Annotated in this window: 13 protein-coding genes; 7 read left to right on the top strand and 6 right to left on the bottom strand. The window is 53.0% G+C overall.

Annotation, left to right across the window (positions count from 1 at the left end):
* Positions 1-48: 48 nt before the first annotated feature.
* Positions 49-1,398: an ABC transporter substrate-binding protein gene (locus tag AC3CB2_RS12810; protein WP_352933080.1), complete on the bottom strand. Its 1,350-nt coding sequence runs from the start codon at positions 1,396-1,398 to the stop codon at positions 49-51.
* 11 nt (positions 1,399-1,409) lie between these two features.
* Positions 1,410-2,537 (bottom strand): substrate-binding domain-containing protein, encoded by a 1,128-nt coding sequence (locus AC3CB2_RS12805; RefSeq protein WP_128647316.1) that lies wholly within the window; start codon positions 2,535-2,537, stop codon positions 1,410-1,412.
* A 372-nt stretch (positions 2,538-2,909) separates the two neighbouring features.
* Here AC3CB2_RS12805 and AC3CB2_RS12800 point away from each other — a divergent pair, with 372 nt between their 5' ends.
* The 6 genes from AC3CB2_RS12800 (at position 2,910) to AC3CB2_RS12775 (ending at position 8,647) form a co-directional block, all read left to right on the top strand.
* Positions 2,910-3,422: a winged helix-turn-helix transcriptional regulator gene (locus AC3CB2_RS12800; protein WP_014286353.1), complete on the top strand. Its 513-nt coding sequence runs from the start codon at positions 2,910-2,912 to the stop codon at positions 3,420-3,422.
* Positions 3,423-3,472: 50 nt separating this feature from the next.
* The gene (locus AC3CB2_RS12795; protein WP_352933078.1) at positions 3,473-4,459 is read left to right on the top strand and encodes an NAD(P)H-dependent flavin oxidoreductase; all 987 of its coding nucleotides are present in this window, start codon (positions 3,473-3,475) and stop codon (positions 4,457-4,459) included.
* A 147-nt stretch (positions 4,460-4,606) separates the two neighbouring features.
* A complete protein-coding gene (locus AC3CB2_RS12790; protein ID WP_352933076.1) occupies positions 4,607-4,984 on the top strand; it encodes a hypothetical protein in 378 nt (125 codons plus the stop codon).
* 266 nt (positions 4,985-5,250) lie between these two features.
* Positions 5,251-6,585 carry a sodium-dependent transporter gene (locus tag AC3CB2_RS12785; protein ID WP_014286350.1) on the top strand — a complete coding sequence of 445 codons (1,335 nt, stop codon included), beginning with the start codon at positions 5,251-5,253 and terminating at the stop codon, positions 6,583-6,585.
* 95 nt (positions 6,586-6,680) lie between these two features.
* On the top strand, positions 6,681-6,809 hold the full coding sequence (locus tag AC3CB2_RS12780) for a hypothetical protein (protein ID WP_352933073.1): 129 nt from the start codon (positions 6,681-6,683) through the stop codon (positions 6,807-6,809).
* 503 nt (positions 6,810-7,312) lie between these two features.
* The gene (locus AC3CB2_RS12775) at positions 7,313-8,647 is read left to right on the top strand and encodes a sodium-dependent transporter (protein ID WP_352933071.1); all 1,335 of its coding nucleotides are present in this window, start codon (positions 7,313-7,315) and stop codon (positions 8,645-8,647) included.
* A 104-nt stretch (positions 8,648-8,751) separates the two neighbouring features.
* Here the strand turns inward: AC3CB2_RS12775 and AC3CB2_RS12770 are convergent, their stop codons facing one another.
* The 4 genes from AC3CB2_RS12770 to AC3CB2_RS12755 form a co-directional block, all read right to left on the bottom strand.
* Positions 8,752-9,030, bottom strand: a complete 279-nt coding sequence (locus AC3CB2_RS12770; protein ID WP_008547867.1) for a hypothetical protein — start codon at positions 9,028-9,030, stop codon at positions 8,752-8,754.
* 195 nt (positions 9,031-9,225) lie between these two features.
* A complete protein-coding gene (gene torA / locus AC3CB2_RS12765) occupies positions 9,226-11,661 on the bottom strand; it encodes a trimethylamine-N-oxide reductase TorA (protein ID WP_352933069.1) in 2,436 nt (811 codons plus the stop codon).
* Positions 11,662-11,829: 168 nt separating this feature from the next.
* On the bottom strand, positions 11,830-12,513 hold the full coding sequence (gene torD, locus AC3CB2_RS12760) for a molecular chaperone TorD (RefSeq protein ID WP_352933067.1): 684 nt from the start codon (positions 12,511-12,513) through the stop codon (positions 11,830-11,832).
* A complete protein-coding gene (locus AC3CB2_RS12755; RefSeq protein ID WP_352933065.1) occupies positions 12,506-13,678 on the bottom strand; it encodes a NapC/NirT family cytochrome c in 1,173 nt (390 codons plus the stop codon). Before AC3CB2_RS12755 ends, torD begins: the two co-directional genes overlap by 8 nt.
* A gap of 147 nt (positions 13,679-13,825) precedes the next feature.
* Here AC3CB2_RS12755 and AC3CB2_RS12750 point away from each other — a divergent pair, with 147 nt between their 5' ends.
* Positions 13,826-14,533 (top strand): response regulator, encoded by a 708-nt coding sequence (locus tag AC3CB2_RS12750; protein WP_352933062.1) that lies wholly within the window; start codon positions 13,826-13,828, stop codon positions 14,531-14,533.
* Positions 14,534-14,537: the final 4 nt, after the last annotated feature.

The raw sequence follows: 14,537 nt of genomic DNA, 5'->3' as shown, positions 1-14,537 counted from the left end.
GCCCGCAGACCAGTGGCCTGCGGGCTGGAATCACGGCGGCGTCAGGCCTTACTTGATCTTGGCAAGTTCCTGATTGATCCGGGCGACCGCTTCTTCCGCAGAGAGTTCGTCATCAATGAACTCGCGGGTGTAACGGTTGATTGCCATGGAGTTCAGGATCTTGGACGCAAGACTGAGCTGGCCTTCCTTCACCCCCCAACGGCTAGCCGTGTCCAAACCTTCAACAATCTGGGAGATTGTTTCTGCCGGATAAAGCTCTGTGAGCGGTGCTTTGCGGTCCACACCAACTGGCAGGGTTGCCCAGCCTTTGATGAAGGCTTCTTTGTCTTCCGCATTACCGCGGCGGACAGGGAACTTGCCTTCCGGTGCGATGGACAGGGTCGCCATGTAGCCTTCGTTCATGGAGTATTCCACGAACTGCTGTGCAGCTTCTGTGTCAGCATCGTTGGTGATGGAGAAGTAGCGGATGTCGCCCCATGCTGCGCCGGCCTTGTTGGATGGACCGGACAGAGTGGTTACAACGCCGGTTTTACCTGCCAGTTCCTTAGAGGTCGGGTCGTCGTTGATGGTTGGCGGTGCGCTGTCACGCAGACCAGCCAGCTCGTCCAGAATGAACGGTGACCAGATGATCATAGCTGCTTTGCCAGCGAAGTAGAGTTCGCGTGACTGTTTCCAGTAAAGGTCGCCTGGAGGAGATGCCTTTGCCAATGCCTTATAGAAGGTCAGTGCTTCCGCAAGTTTCTTCTCGTCAAAGCCTTTGAAGCCGTTTTTGTCGACCGGAGTTGCGCCGTTTGCCAGAAGCACATGTTCCAGAAGCTGGCTCATGAAGCTTTCGTCGATCTTTGTTGCAGCCACAAAGCCGAACTGCTCAGGCGGATTGTGCAGCTTTTCGATGGCAGCAAGGATGGATGCGTAGGTGTTTGGTGCTTCCAGACCGGCAGCGTCAAACAGATCCTTGCGGTAGACGATCATCTGGGTCCAGCCATCAACCGGAACAGCTGCGTAGCCATCTGGCAGGGCTGCCATGTTCAGAGCGCCGGATGCGAAGGTGCCTTCTTCCAGATCTTCGATGACTTCGGTTGCTGCATCTGTGTCGATGATGCCAGCTTCTGCCCATGGCAGAACGTGGATCAGCGGATGATAGATGACGTCTGGCAGATCGCCTGCTGCGTAAGCTGCAGTTGCACGGGTGCCCATGTCTTTTTCTGTTACCGGAATAACGTTGACTTCAATGCCAGTTTTCTCGGTAAACGCCTTCGCCATTGCCTCCTGCTTGGCGAGACGTGCAGGCTGTTCTTCTGTGGTCCAGAAGCGCAGTGCTTCAGCCTGTGCCGCACTCATTGCAAATGCAAGCGTGCCGACGAGGGCTGTTGTCCTTAAAATGTTCCTCCCGAACATAATTTCCTCCATTATGCGGTTGCGAAGTATGTGCTGAGGTGAGCTTTCAGCTCCTCAGGTGTTTTGCGCGGCGGACCATCAGAGCCACGCTGAATGAGTTTTGCTTCAGCCAGTATCTGCAGCTCGCGTGCTGGCTGACCGCTGATTGCTTTTGTGAGAAGTTCCGCCAGTGTGCTGCCTGCGAGAACCGGCTCTTGGGCAAAGCTGGTGAGCGGCGGATCGAAGTGTTCGCAAACAGGCAGGCCGTCGTAGCCGATGACGGTGATGTCTTCGCCGACGGTCAAACCATGACGACGGATGATTTTGGTAACGCCGATGGCGATGGCGTCTGTCATGCAGATGATGGCTGTTGGCGGGCGGTTCTGACGGAGTAGTTGAAGTGCTGCCTGTTCGCCGCCGGGTTCGTCCAGAGTTGCCTCGGCGATCAGCTGGTCTTCAAAGGCAAGGCCAGCATCTTCCAGTCCTTGCTGGAAGCCTTCGATGCGCAGGCGGCTGAAGTTCATCTGCGGGTTGGACATCACCAGTGAGATGCGGCGATGCCCCTGTGCGATGACCTTTTGCGCGGCAGCGTAGAAGGCGGCGTGGTTGTCGATGTCGAACCAGGGATGTTCGCTCTCACGGGCGGTGCGACCATGGCTGACAAACGGGAAGCCGCGATCCAGTAGATAATCGACGCGTGGATCATTGGTTGCTGTTCTGGTGAGAACGAAGCCGTCGACTTTTTGTGAGGAGATGAGGCGGCGGATTGCCAGCACTGCATCATCCATAGAGCTTGCTGTTGTGACCAGCAGATCTTTGTCGACTGCATTGAGCGCCCGTGTCATGCCATCCAGAAACTCGGCAAGAAACGGATCGGCCCCTTTGCCGGGCATGAGTGGCAAGACGATGCCGAACGTGTCGACACGGCCACGCTTGAGGTTGCGTGCTGTAGAGGAGGGGCGATAGCCCAGCTCTTCGACAGCTTTGAGCACGCGCTCACGTGTGTTTTTGGAAATGTCCGTGTAGTTGTTCAAGACGCGGGACACGGTGCCCTTTGCTACGCCTACATGGCGTGCCACGTCTCCAATGGTCACAGATTTTCTCTGCTGCACATTCTGGTCAGTGATGCTCACAGAATTCCCACCCAAATACTTTGTCACCAGATCGCTCCCATGCATGATCTGATTTCATCAATGATGCTTACAAAACCGATTTTGGAAGTCAACAAAATCGGTTTCGAAGACTCCGAAATCGGTTTTGGAAACCGAAACACAAGGTTTTTCCGAAAGAGGGTTTCGGGTGGTTTCGGTGAGCGAAACTAAGCTTGAAAAAAGTTCTGCAGGGGCTGGGGACAACTTGGTTTCGATGGCTCTGACGTGGCGAGAAGGGGTGTTTGAGGCTCTGAAACCGGTCTTGCAAATAGACTCAGAGCCTTCATTTGCGACTAGGCCAAAGGGCTAGGTTGCCCATTAGGTCAACTGGAAATAGCTTCTTTAAACGAAGTTAAATTTGAAAAGGTGCCGGAGCCGGGAATGAGTGGAGCGCGACGAAGCTTTGCAGGTGTTGACTGCGCAGTTGCCCAAGCCATCGAGCAGATGGGGGATCCCTGGATCCTGCTTATTCTGCGATGTCAGTTTCAGGGCATTAAGCGCTTTGATGATTTTCAGGGGCACTTGCAGATTTCAACCAGCGTGCTGACAGATCGGTTGAGGCGGCTTGTTCAGGCCGGGATGTTGCGCAAGGAACAAGACCAGCATGACAAACGCGGCACGGTTTATCTGCTGACCGAGAAGGGAATGGATTTCTATCCGGTCATGATTGCGCTGCATCAGTGGAGTGAACGCTGGGAGGCCCGTGAAGATGGGCCACGGCTGGAGCTGCTGGACAGGCAGAGCGGAGAGCCGGTGCGCGAGGTGCGTGTGCTTTCGCAGGATTACAGAGAATTAGGTGCCCGGGATGTTCAGGCTCTGGTTGATGACCGGAGCGGAGAGATGATGCAAGACATTCAGGAGCGGTTGAAACGTCGGAGAGGGGATGCTGCCTGAGCCTTCTAGAGGCAGGCAGATTGTCGGATTTGTAAGGGAGTATGTTTGAAATGGCTTTGCCAGATATTTTGAAGACTAAACTTCGCCTGCCAGTTGTTGGCAGCCCATTGTTTATCATCAGTAATCCTGACCTTGTGATTGCACAGTGTAAAGCGGGGATCGTTGGATCTTTCCCTGCGCTTAATGCGCGCCCAAAGGAAAAGCTGGAAGAGTGGCTGATCCAGATTACGGAAGAGCTGGCAGCCTATGATGCCGCCAATCCGGATAAGCCGTCTGCTCCATTTGCAGTGAACCAGATTGTGCATCGCTCCAACGATCGTCTGGAGCATGATGTGGAGCTTTGCGTGAAGTACAAGGTGCCAATCGTGATCACCTCTCTTGGCGCACGGCCAGAGGTGTTTGATGCGGTACACTCTTATGGTGGCATTGTTCTGCATGACATCATCACCAACACACATGCGCATAAGGCGATTGAGAAGGGGGCTGATGGCCTAATCGCTGTTGCAGCAGGTGCAGGTGGTCATGCAGGGACGACCTCTCCGTTTGCACTTATTCAGGAGATCCGTGAATGGTTTGATGGTCCTTTGCTGCTGTCTGGCAGCATCAGCACCGGCCAGTCCATCCTTGCTTCTCAGGTGATGGGGGCTGATCTGGCTTACATCGGTTCTGCGTTTATCGCGACTGAGGAAGCGAATGCGGAGCAGGGCTATAAGCAGATGATTGTTGAGAGTGGGGCAGAGGACATTGTCTACTCCAACCTGTTTACGGGCGTTCACGGCAACTATCTGAAGCCTTCCATTGAGAATGCCGGTATGGATCCGAACAATCTGCCCGAAGGCGATCTGAAGACCATGAACTTTAACAGTGGGTCTGGTAAGCCGAAGAGCTGGAAAGAGATCTGGGGTTGCGGTCAGGGCATTGGTGCGGTGAAGACTATCGGCACTGCTGGTGATCTGGTTGCCCGCCTTTCTGAAGAGTATGCGGCCGCGCAGAAAGCAGTTGCGGCGAAGATGCCTGCCATGGAAGCGGCTGAGTAACCAAAGCGCTGATAATACTGGTTTGAATAGGAGGCTGCCGAGTGTCGTGCTCGACGGCCTTTTTCTTCACAAAAGTGCGCATGCTTCGTCCTTAAGATTGTCCTGCCATGATTTCGTAGGAGGTGGGACCAACGAGAAGGAAGAAAAATGCGTATTTTTTGGTGTCTCGGCCTTCTGCTGGCCGGTACTTTCATGGTCGCTTCTGAAAGCTATGCTCAGGGCAACGACACACAAGTCACTCCTCCCATGACCCAGTATTGTAACCGCGGTACAGCGCTCTATGCGGATGGAAGCAGTGCGGGTGGCCCAATGCCAATGATCAAGTGTGGTCAGAACACGCTGGTTTATCAGCGCACCAACATGAGCTTCCCGCTCTCCGTGGTGGCCAATGGCAAGCTGTCTGTTAACAACGCAAATGGTGCCTGTCAGAGCGCAAAGGCAGCTGGTGCTGATGCGATTGTCAGCAATATTCAGTCCCTTTGTAACACGACTCTTTGGCCGAACTCTTGTTCTCAGTGTAATTGAGTATAAGATATATCAGAGGTAGTATTGGTTGCTGTAGAGCTAAAGTAATCAATACTACTTATCTTATTGAGTTAATCTCACCATATGCCGCGTAGTAATCAGTATTACTTTTTTATGGGCATCGTGACACCCAATAGTCATATATGAGAAACTCTGTTGCATAAATGGGGTGTATCTCTGGCGATATATTGCTAGAATCGGGCAACTTGTGAAAGTTGATTTCAAAATACACTTAAGCAAAATCAAAAAAGAATGGCTTAGGTCACATGCAACGAGAGCATTGGGGAAGTCGTATCGGCTTCATTCTGGCTGCTGCAGGTTCAGCGGTTGGATTAGGTAATATCTGGAAATTTCCGTATTTGGTTGGCGCAGAAGGCGGCGGGGCATTCCTCGTGGTCTACATTGCGTTTTTGATCGCGATTGGTTTGTGTGTGATGATCGCGGAGATTGCGCTGGGCCGTCAGGCTCAAGCCAACCCATTCAGCGCTTTCAAGCGTGTCGGCGGCGCAGGCTGGTCGATTTTTGGTCTCATGGCGGTTTTGACCGCGTTTCTTATTCTCTCATTCTATTCCGTTGTCGGCGGCTGGACTATCGCTTACGTGGTTAAGACGTTAACCGGTGGCTTTGCTGGTTATTCCGGTGCAGAGTTTGAGGGACACTTCGGTGCATTGGTGACAGATGCAGTTGAGCCGATCATTTATCACGGTGCCTTCATGGCAATTGGTGTGCTGATCGTGATCAACGGTATTTCCGGTGGTATCGAGAAGGCATCCAAGATTATGATGCCGCTTCTGTTCATTCTGCTGGCACTGCTGGTGGTTCGTTCTCTGACCCTCGAAGGGGCCTGGGCAGGTGTTGAGTACTTCCTCGTTCCTGACTGGTCACATCTGAACCCGGACATGGTTGCCGCAGCTCTGGGACAGGCGTTCTTCACGCTGTCACTGGGTATGGGTGCCTTGATCACCTATGGTTCTTATTTGGGTAACAAAGAGAGCATTCCAAACGCAGCTGTTTGGGTTGTTGGCCTCGATCTCTTGGTTGCCATTCTGGCTGGCTTCCTTATTCTGCCAGCTGTGTTTGCGTTCAACATGGATCCGGCTGCAGGCCCAGGCCTGACCTTTATCACTCTTCCGGCGATCTTTGCTGAGCTGCCATTTGGCACCTTCATTCAGCTTTGCTTCTTCCTGCTGCTGTTTGTGGCTGCGATCACCTCAGCAATTTCCTTGCTGCAGGTTGTGGTTGCTTTCATCTGCGAGGAGTTCAACGTGGGCCGTAAGGCGGCGACCATCTGGGTTGGTATCGTGATCTTCCTGTTTGGTGTTCCAAGCTCTCTGGCGCTGGGCGTCTGGGGCGATGTCACGTTCTTCGAGCTGAACTTCTTCGACTTCCTTGGCTATCTCACTGACAACTACTTCCTGCCACTGGGCGCGATTGCGACCTGTCTGGTTGCTGGTTGGGTGAGCTATGACAAGTTTGCTGCGGAAGTGACCAATGAAGGCGAGCGTCCATTTGCCTATCTGATCGCATGGAAGTGGATGTGCCGTGTGTTTGCGCCAATCGCAATCATCTACGTGATGGCTCACTCCATCTTCGGCGTATAAAGCTTCGCTCAAAAACAATGAAAAGGCCGCCAGTTTTGGTGGCCTTTTTTAATGCTGTTCTGAGGTCATGCGTAGTTTGACTTAATCTGGGCCGGATGAAGGAGGAAGATGTGCTTGTTGGGCATGGTCCCTTCACCCGAGATGGTCTTGATAAGGAACTGGGTTATGTTGAGGCAGCTAAAGCGCTACTGGGTGCATTCCATGAATGCCAGATTGCCGCGTGAGATGGCATGTCTGGACGAGGAAAAGCAGGCCAGATATCGCAGTGTAAGGGGACGCTGGCCTCAAGCATAAGGCCTGATGATCGTCCCAACGAGAAAAAGAAGCACCGTTTTGGCGGTGCTTTTTTGTGTCTGAATTGTGGTTTTGGGGCGCTGCAGCAGGGCATGCGACGAAAAAACCTGTGGGCCGCATATGAGGACAGGAAATTGCGCTCATATATCGTGGTTAATTCAATAATTGAATGAGTCTGCTAATAAATTGCATTCCTTGGGTGTAGTGTGCCTATTTATCGGAAAATATGAGTTCATGTGGCCAGTTTTTGATCTCACCCAATAATTGCACTCGCAGAAAACGCTTATTTTTTCGGGTACGTAGTTTTGCTTGCGACAATCTGTCAGGTCAACAAGGCTAAAAATTTCATCAAAAGAGCTGGAACAACGAATTCATTTCAAGCTTTTGCGCTTGATTGAAACAAACCATCACATGTTGATTGGCAACAATAAGAATGAAACGTGAGCAATGGGGAAGCCGCTTCGGCTTCATTATGGCTGCTGCAGGGTCTGCAGTCGGTCTCGGTAATATCTGGAAATTTCCATATCTGGCAGGTACCCAGGGCGGCGGCGCTTTTCTGGCGGTTTATCTGATCATCATGGCGACCATCGGCGCAGCGCTGATCATGGCGGAAATCGCTATTGGTCGTTCAGCGAAGAAGAACCCAGTGGGTGCGTTCCGCGCGCTGGGTGGCAGCCTCTGGTCCACCACGGGTGTGATCGGGGTGGTCACGGGCTTTATGATCCTGTCGTTCTACTCCGTCGTTGGCGGCTGGACGATCGCCTATTTGGTGAAGAGTATCGCAGGCACCATTGAATCTGCTCAGCCTGAGCTGCTGGAAGCGCAGTTCGGCGGGCTGGTTTCTGCGGTTTGGGAGCCGATCTTCTATCATGGTGTGTTCATGGTTCTGACCATGGGTATTGTGATTGCAGGCGTAGCGCAAGGTATTGAGCGCTCCGTTAAGGTTCTGATGCCTCTGCTGTTTATTCTCCTGATGGTTCTTGTGGTTCGCAGTGTGACCCTGCCGGGTGCATGGGAAGGTATTGAGTTTTTCCTCGTACCAGACTGGTCTCAGGTGAATGGTGAGATGCTGCGTGCAGCTCTGGGGCAGGCGTTCTTTAGCTTGTCTCTGGGTATGGGCGCGATGATCACCTATGGTTCCTATCTGGACAAAGACGCGGACATCCCGAATGCATCCTGCTGGGTGGTGTTCCTTGCGGCGCTTGTTGGCGTGCTGGGTGGCCTGCTGGTTCTGCCGGCTGTGTTTGCCTTCGGCATGGATCCAGGAGCAGGTCCGGGCCTGACCTTCATCACTCTGCCAGCTGTGTTTGGTGAGATGATTGGCGGCTACGTGTTCCAGATCATTTTCTTCGCGATGCTGCTGATTGCAGCGCTGACCTCTTCCATCTCTCTGCTGGCTATTCCGGTCGCTTACTTTGCAGAAGAATACGGCATTGAGCGCAAGTGGTCTGCGATTGTGGTTGGTATCCTGATCTTCCTGATTGGCGTGCCTTGTTCCCTCGCATTGGGTGTTTGGGGTGAGTACAAGCTGTTCGGCATGAACTTCTTTGATCTGATGGTTTATGCGGTCGACAACTACACTCTGCCAATCGGTGGTATTCTGACTTCCCTGTTCGCAGGTTGGATCGTGCTTGAGAAGATGGGCAAAGAGCTGAGCAATAATGGTTCTTTGAACTTCAAGTGGATGGCAGCGTTCACTTGGATCATGCGGATCGTTGCTCCGCTGGCAGTAGTCTGGGTGATGTTGAGCGGTCTGCTCGGCAGCTAGTCGCATCTCACATTAGAAATCAAAAAACACCCCGGTCAGAAATGGCCGGGGTGTTTTTGTGAGACTAGGAGAACACACATCGAAAGTACTTGCTGAGTGCTAGATCAGTGAATGTCTTTCTTGTGATGCTCTCTGGTGTGTTCTTTGTGGTCATGCATTTTGGTGCGGTGGTGGCCGTTATCTGAATGGCCTTTTCCGGCGCGGTTTTTATGCGGGTGTTTGTGGCCTTCCGGATCGCCGCCATGCTGAGTGGCCGGATGGCTCTTGCGACCGCGCTCGTACTCCAGATGATCTTTGTTGTGCTTATGCTCACGTCCGTCATCATAACGACGGGCCATCTTTTCCTGAGTGTGGGCTGATGTGTTTTGCTGTTTTTCTGTCATCGCTTCCCCGCAGAACTATTGCAGCTTCTGTTCTACCATACTGGTTATAGCTGGTTTTGATGCGGTGGGATGACAGTTATTGAAAGCTGAGTGTCAGGCTTAAGTCTTGACTTAAATGCACTATGAGAACAATGAGCAGGCAAGAAAAAAGGGCTGCGCGGGGCAGCCCTTTTCGGTGTTGTGACGGAACCTGATTTATCCGTTCGTTGGAGCCGTGAAGACTTTGACGTCTGGCAGTTCGCCTTCGAATTTTTCGAAGTCGGCGATGACGGTGTGGCCGCAGTTGCCCTGTGCCAGCTTGGAGGTGCCAAGGTCTGGGGTGAGGGTGTTGACGTCACCGTATGCGCAGAGGCTACCGATTTTGCCGCCTTCGACTGGGTCATACCAGCCACCCTCGTAAAGGCGGATGACGTTTGGCATGATGTCTTCGCTGACGATCGCACCTGCCAGTGTCTGGCCGCGATCATTGAAGATGCGGATGACATCGCCAGACTTGATGCCGCGCGCTTCGGCGTCTTTCGGGTTGATCATGCATGGTTCGCGGTCTGCAACAGCGTATCCTTCGCGAAGGATTGTACCGTTGAGCTGCGAGTGCAGACGATCATTTGGATGGCCGGTGTTGACGTGGATCGGGAACTTGGCATCCGGGCCATCGAGGCGTTCGAGTGGTTCCATCCACATTGGGTGCGGAGGACAGTCGTCGTAGCCCATTTTCTCGATGTTCTTGGAGTAGATCTCGATCTTACCGGTTGGTGTGCCCAGTGGTTCCAGAAGAGGATCTTCGCGGAAATCAGCGTAACGGACGTATTCCTTCGCAGCTTGTGAGACTGGATGAACGACGATGCCGTCTTCCCAGAACTTCTCGAACGCAGGCATTTCAAGGTTCTTGCTTGCAGCCTGTTTTTGAGCTTGCTCGTAATAGTGACGGATCCAGTCCATTTCGTCACGACCGTCAGTGTAGGCTTCTTTGTTGCCAAGGCGGTCTGCCAGATCAACGAAGATGTCATACTCACTGCGGGCTTCGAAGACAGGATCAACGATCTTCTTCATCGCTACAGTTGCTTTGTTGGAGTAGGAGCCCATTGCTTCGATGTCATTGCGTTCATAAGCAGAAGCTGCCGGAAGAACGATGTCAGCAAAGCGTGCTGTTGCGGTCCACTGATAGTCCTGAACGATCACTGTTTCCAGTTTCTGCCAGGCCTTGATCATGCGGTTGCGATCCTGATGGTGGTGGAACGGGTTGCCGCCAGCCCAGTACGCAATCTTGATGTCAGGGAAGGTGTAGCGGGTGCCGTTGAAGTCATACTCTTCACCCGGACGTTCTAGCATTTCAACAACACGAGCCACTGGAATGGACACCGAGCCTTCCATCGCACCGCCGTCGTTCATGCCGGAAAGGGCAGGGCCATCGGAGGTTGGGGTGCCGCCGTTGGAGTAATGATAGGAAAGACCGAAACCACCGCCTGGCAGGCCGATCTGACCCAGCATAGAAGCCAGTGTGACCAGCATCCAGTGTGGCTGCTCGCCATGGTGTTGACGTTGCAGGGACCAGCCGCTGGTGAGCATGGTGCGGTTGCCCATGAACAGGCGTGCCAGTTCCTTGATCTTGTCAGCTGGAACACCGCAGATTTCTGAGGCCCATTCAGCAGATTTCGGTGTCTGATCTGTCTCACCAGTCAGATATGGGAGGAATTTGTCGAAACCTGCGGTGTATTCGTCCATGAAGTCGACGTCATACAGCTCTTCAACAAAGAGCGTGTGTGCCATGCCGAGCATCAATGCAACATCGGTCTGTGGTTTGACCTGCACCCACTCTGCATCCATGAACTCTGCGGTTTTGGATTTGAGTGGGTCGATGCAGATGACTTTTTTGCCGGTCTTCTTGAATTCTTCAAGATAGGTGTAGCTGTCATGGTCTGCGATGAGCCAGTCGATCTGGTTGGTCTTGATTGGGTCTGCGCCCCAAACGACCAGCACTTCTGTATTTTCGACGACAACTGGCCAGACCGTCTGCTGTTCGTAGACTTCCAGTGTGCCCATGACGTGCGGCATGATCACCTGAGAGGCGCCGGTTGAGTAGTCGCCGGTGTGGGTGACGTTTGGCATTTGCAGGCCGCGGTTGATCAGGCGGCGCAGCAGGCTGCGGCTGTTATGGATCTTACCTGCACTCTTCCAGCCGTATGTGCCGGTAAAGACGCTGCGCGGGCCATGTGTTGCCTTGGCGTATTTGAGTTCCTGAGCTACCAGATCCAACGCTTTGTCCCAGCTGACGCGAACAAAATCGTTGCTGCCACGGTCTTCAACGTCTGCACCACGGCCCTTTTCAAGATAAGCGCGGCGAACCATCGGATACTTGATGCGTGATGGTGAGTAGACGGAGTCCATAACACCTGCCAGCTGGTGGCTAGGATGCGGATCCTGCTCCCAAGGTTTTACTTCTGTCCAGCGACCATCTTTGACCACTGCGCGGAAAGCACCCCAGTGACAACCGGAGAGAACTTCTCCGTTGACTGCTGCTTGTGCAAAGCGTGGTGAGAAGATGGATGGAGCCAGTACACCCAGAGCGCCCAGTGCGGAAGCGCCCTTCAGGAAGCTACGACGAGACGTATAGTTTGCAATGATTTTCGACATCTCTGCTGTCCCTTTATTTTGGCAGAACAAATCGATGAGTTGAGCAAGTAGCCCGATGAAAACAGCCCGTTTTCTCTGAGTGTTACCGTAATCACAGCGTGTAAACGTGGTTCGCGCGTTGATTGAACGGGATGTAAAATCGAGTAAACAGGTTGTAAATGGTGAGGGTCAGTTGGTCGTGCCTGCTTCGTTTAAACGTGCCAGATCCATGCTGAGCCAGGTGTTGAGAGCAGCAGCCAGCTGCTCATAAAAGCCCGAAGGATCAAAGCGTTTGCAGCCTTCGCAGAATGACGGCACCCAGTTGAGCAGATGGTTTGACAGGAACCAGATCTGATTTTCATGCAGTGATTGAGCTGATGCCTGATCGCCATTGGCTTCTGCCAGAGCTTCCCTGTCGATGTATTCCGCCAACACGTTGAGCTGTACACCCAGATGGTCTGCTGGTTCTTTCAATGAGCTTTCAATGGATATGCCAAGTTCCTGCAGGAGTTTATTCATGTCCGCTGTCGGCTTTTGGAAGAGCGTGCCTTTTTCATTGTAGTAAGCAGACTCATAGGGAGGTGCAGAGTGCGCACCACCGGCGCCTAGAAACAGGCGGGAGTAGGCGGTTGCCAGATCCAGTACCTGTGTCTGGTAGTCTTCTTTGGGAAGCTGCGCCATTTGAGACAGCTGGTTGATGAAAGAGGAGAGCTCTGGTGCCAATGCAAACACATCAAGCAGGGCTTTGCCTTCCGGAGAGCTGTAACTCTCCAGAGTCTCGATTTTTACTTCGCTGGTGAAGAAGCTTGCCAGCCAGCGGTAGACCAGAGATCTGTCACTGTTGGAAAAGGTGATGGTTTCGTGCTTACCCATGAGCTCCACTCCCACCTGTGTCTTTGGCATTGAGCTGCAGGTACTTTTGCAGGATGCGGTATTGTTCTTTGTCCAGTGAGATGAACCGCTTCATAGCTTTGAGAGAGCCGATCCACTGGTTGGCGAGGAAATGCTCAGGATCGCGCAGGCCATGACATGTGGAGCAGGCTGCGGTGTACATCTCCTTGGTGTATGCCCAGAGCTGATCACCCTCTGAGATCAGGTTCTCCTTGGAAACCCAAGTGTCGATCTGCACCTGATGCCAGGTCAACTCGGTGTCCGGATCCACCTCCGTCTTCAGGCGCTCGATCTTGTCGACGACCTTTTTGCCAACCGTAGCGGAAAAGATGCGCTGGCCTCTGAGGGCATAGATCACGCGGTCGACTTCATCCTGCTGCCAACCTGCAATGCGGACCTTCAGGAGATCACCACTGCGCTCAAGTACAGTCACATCCGTGCCACCCATCAGGCGCCCATCGCTCTTGCCGTTGCTTTCCGCTTTGGCCTGCTCAACGAAGAATGGCTTGCTGGTAATGGCGTAGAGATGATTGGAGGTTGCGCCTTCGTTTGTGGAGAGGGCCTGCAATTCGTCGTACATGGCTTTGTAGCCCTGAGACATATCCGGCAGTTTGTGGGCGATGCCTTTGTGGCAGGAGATGCAGGTCTCGCCATCCTTGAAGCCTTTCTGCATGGTTTCAGAGGCTTTTGGATGCTGCTTTGTGAAATCCATAGAGTCTTGCTTATGGCAGTTGCGGCATTGCTGGGAGTCGTTGGCTTCCATCTCTGCCCAAACACTCTTGGCCATAGTCAGGCGGTGTGCTTCGAACTTCTCCTTGGTGTCGATCTTACCGGTGAGCTTGGAGTAGACCTCTTTGACTGCTTTGATTTTGCGAATGATCTTTGGGTAGGTTTCCTTGGGTACATGGCAATCTGAACAGACCGCCTGAACGCCGGATGCGTTCGAGAAGTGCGGAGACTTCTTGTACTCCTCATAGACCGTGCTGCGCATTTCGTGACAGGAGACGCAGAAGTCCAGCGTGTTGGTGTAATCCATCGCGGTGTGAAAGCCGCCCCAGAACACAATGCCACCCGCAAATGCGCCGATGAGTAATAAGCTTATTGGAAATATTGCGGTTTTCGTCCGCAGGAGTCGCCAGATTTTCATCTTTTATCTCTTTTGCACTCTCGGACAAGTCGGTCCGTTCAATGCTCAGAGAATTAGACTAAGGTTGTAAATAGCGTTTGGAGGAAATATGAACGGGGTGTAGAATGGTGTAAACATGATGTAAACACACAAGCCGACAACAAGCATATGACAAACAAGGCACATATACTGGTCGTTGATGATGACCTGACCAGCCGCGTCGCTCTTTCCGGATATTTTGAGACTGAAGGATACCGTGTTTCTGAAGCCGAAGACGGTGCGCAAATGCGTTCGATCTTTGCAGGCGGTGATGTTGACCTGATCATGCTTGATATCCGGCTGCCGGATGATGATGGCCTGACTTTGCTGAAGGAAGTGCGCAAGCAGTCGGATGTGGGGGTCATCATGGTGACGGGTCGAACGGACGAAGTGGATCGCATTGTTGCGCTTGAAATGGAAGCGGACGACTATGTGATCAAGCCGTTCAATCCGCGCGAGTTGCTGGCTCGTTCCAAGAACCTGCTGCGCCGGGTGAAAGCTGCGCGGGTACCTGTTGTTGCTGATGAGCGTGTGTTGAGCTTTGCGGGCTGGTCTCTTGACTTGGACAAACGTGGGCTGCAGTCGCCGGAAGGGGAGGATGTGCGCCTGACACGCGGCGAGTTTGAGCTTCTTTCCGCGTTGATCGAGAACAAAGGCCGCGTGCTGACCCGAGATAATCTGCTGGATCACCTGAACCACCGGGAATGGGACCCAAGTGACCGCACGGTCGATGTGCTTATTGGCCGGCTGCGTCGCAAAATTGAAGCGAACCCCAAAGACCCAAGCCTGATCAGGACGGTGCATGGGATTGGTTACGTGTTTACGGGTGTGCACTGACGCC

The organism is Pseudovibrio sp. SCP20, assembly GCF_057774105.1.
This window is presented reverse-complemented; position numbering and strand designations above follow the sequence as displayed.

Coding starts and splice junctions, on each gene's coding strand:
- AC3CB2_RS12755 (WP_352933065.1), bottom strand. CDS start 13,678: ATGAAAATCTGGCGACTCCTGCGGACGAAAACCGCAATATTTCCAATA.
- AC3CB2_RS12770 (WP_008547867.1), bottom strand. CDS start 9,030: ATGACAGAAAAACAGCAAAACACATCAGCCCACACTCAGGAAAAGATG.
- AC3CB2_RS12775 (WP_352933071.1), top strand. CDS start 7,313: ATGAAACGTGAGCAATGGGGAAGCCGCTTCGGCTTCATTATGGCTGCT.
- AC3CB2_RS12780 (WP_352933073.1), top strand. CDS start 6,681: ATGAAGGAGGAAGATGTGCTTGTTGGGCATGGTCCCTTCACCCGAGAT.
- AC3CB2_RS12785 (WP_014286350.1), top strand. CDS start 5,251: ATGCAACGAGAGCATTGGGGAAGTCGTATCGGCTTCATTCTGGCTGCT.
- torD (WP_352933067.1), bottom strand. CDS start 12,513: ATGGGTAAGCACGAAACCATCACCTTTTCCAACAGTGACAGATCTCTG.
- AC3CB2_RS12810 (WP_352933080.1), bottom strand. CDS start 1,398: ATGTTCGGGAGGAACATTTTAAGGACAACAGCCCTCGTCGGCACGCTT.
- AC3CB2_RS12800 (WP_014286353.1), top strand. CDS start 2,910: ATGAGTGGAGCGCGACGAAGCTTTGCAGGTGTTGACTGCGCAGTTGCC.
- torA (WP_352933069.1), bottom strand. CDS start 11,661: ATGTCGAAAATCATTGCAAACTATACGTCTCGTCGTAGCTTCCTGAAG.
- AC3CB2_RS12750 (WP_352933062.1), top strand. CDS start 13,826: ATGACAAACAAGGCACATATACTGGTCGTTGATGATGACCTGACCAGC.
- AC3CB2_RS12795 (WP_352933078.1), top strand. CDS start 3,473: ATGGCTTTGCCAGATATTTTGAAGACTAAACTTCGCCTGCCAGTTGTT.
- AC3CB2_RS12790 (WP_352933076.1), top strand. CDS start 4,607: ATGCGTATTTTTTGGTGTCTCGGCCTTCTGCTGGCCGGTACTTTCATG.